This is a genomic window from Pseudomonas sp. (assembly GCF_030696055.1).
GTDB lineage: Bacteria > Pseudomonadota > Gammaproteobacteria > Pseudomonadales > Pseudomonadaceae > Aquipseudomonas.
This window is the reverse complement of record NZ_JAUYNP010000035.1, coordinates 1-2,650: the sequence shown is the minus strand read 5'-3', so window position 1 is coordinate 2,650 and position 2,650 is coordinate 1. Positions and strand designations below refer to the sequence as shown.

The 2,650-nt window shown below is 64.2% G+C and carries 1 protein-coding gene and 1 pseudogene; one reads left to right on the top strand and one right to left on the bottom strand.

Going from position 1 to position 2,650, the window contains the following annotated elements:
* The coding region (metE, locus tag Q8Q83_RS02025; RefSeq protein WP_305620678.1) for a 5-methyltetrahydropteroyltriglutamate--homocysteine S-methyltransferase at window positions 1-2,096 on the bottom strand (2,096 nt) is incomplete at its 3' end.
* 210 nt (window positions 2,097-2,306) lie between these two features.
* Here metE and metR point away from each other — a divergent pair.
* A pseudogene (metR, locus tag Q8Q83_RS02020) lies at window positions 2,307-2,650 on the top strand (transcriptional regulator MetR); the annotation flags it as partial.

Genomic DNA, 2,650 nt, shown 5'->3' with positions numbered 1-2,650 from the left:
TAGTCGAAACGCTCGAAGGCCTCCAGCAGCTCCATGTCCGAGCGTGAGGTCTCGATGGTGATCACGTCGGCATCCATGGCGGCGATGGACTCGATCACATCGTTGAACTCGCTGTAGCACATATGGGTGTGGATCTGCGTCTCGTCGCGCACCCCCGAGGCGCACAGGCGAAAGGCCGTGGTGGCCCAATCCAGATACTCGCCCCATTGCGCCCGACGCAGCGGCAGGCCTTCGCGGAAGGCCGCCTCGTCGATCTGCACTATCTTGATCCCGGCCGCTTCCAGGTCCTGTACCTCATCGCGAATGGCCAGGGCCAGCTGCCGCGCCTGCACCTCGCGGCTGACATCCTCACGCGGGAAGGACCACATCAGCATGGTCACAGGTCCCGTCAGCATGCCCTTCATAACCTTGCCGGTCAGGCTTTGCGCATAGCGAATCCACTCCACCGTCATCGGCCGCGGACGGCTTAGGTCGCCGACTATCAGCGCTGGTTTGACGCAACGCGAGCCGTAGCTCTGCACCCAGCCGAAGCGGGTGAAGGCATAGCCGTCGAGCTGTTCGGCGAAGTACTCGACCATGTCGTTACGCTCGGCCTCGCCATGCACCAGCACGTCCAACCCGAGGTTTTCCTGCACCGCTACCGCGTGGCGGATTTCGCCGTGCATGGCCTCGGTGTAAGCGGCGGCCGACAGCTTGCCCTGCTTGAACGCCTGGCGCGCCAGGCGGATCGCCGCAGTCTGCGGGAAGGAGCCGATGCTGGTGGTCGGGAATACCGGCAATTGCAGGCGGGCGCGCTGTTTCTCGATACGCTCGATAAAAGGTGACGTGCGCTGGCTATCGGCGGGAATGACGGCATTCAAGCGCGCCTGCACCGCCGCCTTATGGATACGCTTTGAGCCGGCGCGATTGGCCTGCAGCGCACGGCTGGCGGCCAAGGCGCTCTGCACCTCAGGCGCGTCGGGCTGTTCGAGGGCGCGGGCCAGTACGGCGATTTCCGCGCACTTCTGCACGGCGAAGGCCAGCCAGCTGTGCAGCTCGGCATCCAGCTGGTCTTCCCGGGCCAGGTCCACCGGGCTGTGCAGCAGCGAGCAGGAACTGGACACCCAGAGGTTGGCGCCGAAGCGCTGCTGGGCCTGCTGCAACTGTTCCAGAGCTAGCTCCAGGTCGCAGCGCCAGACGTTGCGGCCGTTGACCACGCCGAGGGACAGCACCTTGTACGCCGGCAGGCGGTCGAGCAGCAGTGGCAGTTGCTCGGGAGCGCGCACCAGATCCACATGCAGGCCATCCACCGGCAGACTCACGGCCAGGCCGAGGTTGTCTTCCAGGCCGCTGAAATAGCAGGCCACCAGCTTCTTCAGCGGTGCGTGTTGCAGCAGGTGGTAGGCACGCTCGAAGGCGTTCTTCCAGTCCTGCGGCAGGTCCAGGCCGAGAATCGGCTCGTCGAACTGCACCCACTGCACGCCCTGGGCGGCCAGACGGCCGAGTATTTCACCGTAGATCGGCAGCAAACGATCGAGCAGCTCGAGCTTGTCGAAGCCGTCTATCTCAGCGGCAGCACCCTTGACCTTGCCCAGCCACAGATAGGTCAGCGGGCCGATAAGCACCGGTTTGACCCTGTGGCCCAGGGCATGGGCTTCGTCGACTTCTTCGAACAGCTGCTCCCAGCTCAGCTGGAAGCGCTGGTCGACAGTGAATTCGGGGACCAGGTAGTGGTAGTTGGTGTCGAACCACTTGGTCAGCTCCTGGGCATGGGCACCGCCGCAGCAGCTATGGCTGCTCTTGTCGGCAACGGCACCACGGGCCATGTCGAACAGGGTATCCAGGCTCGGCGTGCCGCTGTGCGGGCGGAAGCGCTCGGGGATCACGCCGAAGGTCAGGGAATGCGTCAGCACTTGGTCGTACCAGGCGAAATCGCCCACCGGCAGCAACTCGATGCCGGCGTCTTGCTGCAGTTGCCAATGCGCGGCGCGCAGCTGACGGCCCACGGCGCGCAGGCCGGCCTCGTCCAGCTCGCCCTGCCAGTGGGCTTCCAGGGCTTTCTTCAGTTCACGGTCGCCGCCGATACGCGGGAAACCCAGGGAATGGGACAGGGCCATGTCGTAACGCTCCAGTGATACACAAGATGGAGGCTATTCTCGGCAGCCGTACATCATGAGACAAACTCAATATATTCGTATTGATCTATAGATTTACTCATGTAGGGTGGATGTGGTTTTCTCATCCACCCTGAGCAACCACCTTGCCCCCTGTGGTGGATGGGTGACGCGTCATCCACCCTACGTCCCCTCTTTCACGCCGAGGCCGCCATGCTCGAGTTACGCCACCTGAAAACCCTGCACGCCCTGCGCGAAAGCGCGAGCCTGGTGGACGCCGCCGAGCGCCTGCACCTGACCCAATCGGCGCTGTCGCACCAGTTCAAGGAGCTGGAGGAGCGCTTAGGCATGCCGCTGTTCGTGCGCAAGACCAAGCCGGTGCGCTTTACCAGCGCCGGGTTGCGTCTGCTGCAACTGGTGGATGCGGTGTTGCCGCTGCTGCGCGGTGCCGAGCGCGATCTGGCGCGCCTGGCGGGCGGCACCGCGGGCCGCCTGCATATGGCCATCGAGTGCCACAGCTGTTTCCAGTGGCTGATGCCGACCATCGACCAGTTCCG